Source organism: Psychrobacter sp. APC 3426 (assembly GCF_030408035.1).
In the GTDB taxonomy this organism is placed as follows: Bacteria; Pseudomonadota; Gammaproteobacteria; order Pseudomonadales; family Moraxellaceae; genus Psychrobacter.
Genome location: NZ_JASDCF010000055.1, coordinates 1 through 1,661, shown reverse-complemented (window position 1 = coordinate 1,661; position 1,661 = coordinate 1). Strand labels below are relative to the sequence as shown.

At 50.0% G+C, this 1,661-nt stretch carries 1 protein-coding gene; it reads right to left on the bottom strand.

The window, feature by feature from the left end; all coding sequences use genetic code 11:
• Positions 1–37 precede the first annotated feature (37 nt).
• Positions 38–1,596, bottom strand: a protein-coding gene (locus QL919_RS14040) for an IS3 family transposase (RefSeq protein WP_290190087.1) whose coding sequence is annotated in 2 segments (ribosomal slippage) — positions 38–1,131 and positions 1,131–1,596 — 1,560 coding nt in all. Because the reading frame shifts where the segments join, the coding sequence is not laid out codon by codon here.
• Positions 1,597–1,661 lie beyond the last annotated feature (65 nt).

The window sequence follows — 1,661 nt, the reverse complement described above, 5'->3', positions numbered from 1 at the left end:
CGGAGTTTTTCAAGCTAGTTGTCACCATCAAGCCCAATTAAGCAGCTTGTAATCTCATCTTTTCTGGCTCTTTTACAGGATTCAATGTCGTCGGACCCACAGGCTCACAATCTCTCACCTCTTGACTGCCCCAACGTATTGGATTTTGAGCTTTAGCTTGCTGCATCGTCAGCTTACGTTTTGCCAGTATTTCCTTATCCTCACCCGTATGGCGCTGACTCGGCGTCACAAAGTTCAGCTGACTGTGTTTGTGCTCATTATTGTACCAGCGCGTGAAGCTCAGCACCCAGTCACGAGCCGCCTCTAAGCTTTTAAAGCCTTGGGTGGGCCAACTAGGACGATACTTGCACGTCTTAAACAAAGACTCTGCAAAGGGGTTGTCATTACTCACACGCGGTCTGCTATATGACGTCACAACGCCTAATTCATAGGCCTTCATCCTCATAGTTTGCGCCTTCATCGGTGCCCCATTGTCTGAGTGTAATACCACACCGCTATGTAGCACCTTTTCACGGATGAGGGTACGCTCAAGCAGCTGAGCTGCTAATACTCCTGACTCACAATCATACACCTCCTGGCCGACAATCTTACGGCTATAGACATCCTCTATCATGTACAGGTAATAGAACTGCCCCCGTATGGGACTTGGCAAATAAGTGATGTCCCAGCACAGCACCTGACCTGGAGCGGTCGCAGTAAAGGTTTGTGGTGCCTTTGATGCGCTAGGGGCTAAGCGACGACCTCGATGGTTGAGCTGATTATGCTGCTTAAGTAGTCGGTAAAAGGTAGACTCTGAGCCATGATATATGCCTTCATCAAGTAAGGTGGGTACGATTTGGGTCGGGGGTAGACTGGCAAAGCGGGGCTGATTGCAGACGGCTATAATGGCGGCTTGTTCCGCTACGCTCATCTTGTTAGCCGGTACAGGGCGGATAGCTTCAGCACGCTTATCTTGCTGCACTTGAGAATCTTTATACCAGCGCCGATAGGTACGCACGCTGATGCCAACCTCACAACAGGCAGGGTTGAGCCTAGCGCCTGCTTGGGTGGCGTCTTGTATCCATTCTATGTATTGGATGCGCTCTGGGAGTGAAGTTAGTCGTCCTCGGGTTCGGTCTCCCAAAACGCATCCAGCTTTTTTCTGAGCACCAGTAAGGCGGCGGTTTCAGCCAAGGCTTTTTCTTTTCGAGCAAGCTCTCGGGTGAGTTGCTTAATCTGCTTGCGGTCTGTCTGCTGTTGACGCTTGTCTTTAAGGCTTTGTTGTTTGCTGCTGCTAAAGCCCTTAAGAGCGTCAGTGCGCCACGCTTTTATTTGCTCAACATAGAGACCTTTACTACGGCAGTATTCGCTAAGCTCGGTCTCGGATAAGCCGCCTGTTTCGATGACGGTGGCAAGTTTGGTCTCGCTTGACCAGTTATCAGGAGTACGTTTATTTGTCGGCATGGGCTGACCTTGTTCTCTGGCGTGATTGCGCCAATTATACAGGGTCTGAAGACCGATGCCTTCCTCTCTTGATACTTGAGCCACGCTTAGGTTTAATGGGGGTTGCAGTTTGCTGAGTATGGCTTGTTTACGATCGTCACTATATCTTGGCATGATTGGTCCTTGTGCCCCCCATTTGGATTAATATTTAGGGGTGACAACTATCCTGCCATAGGGGG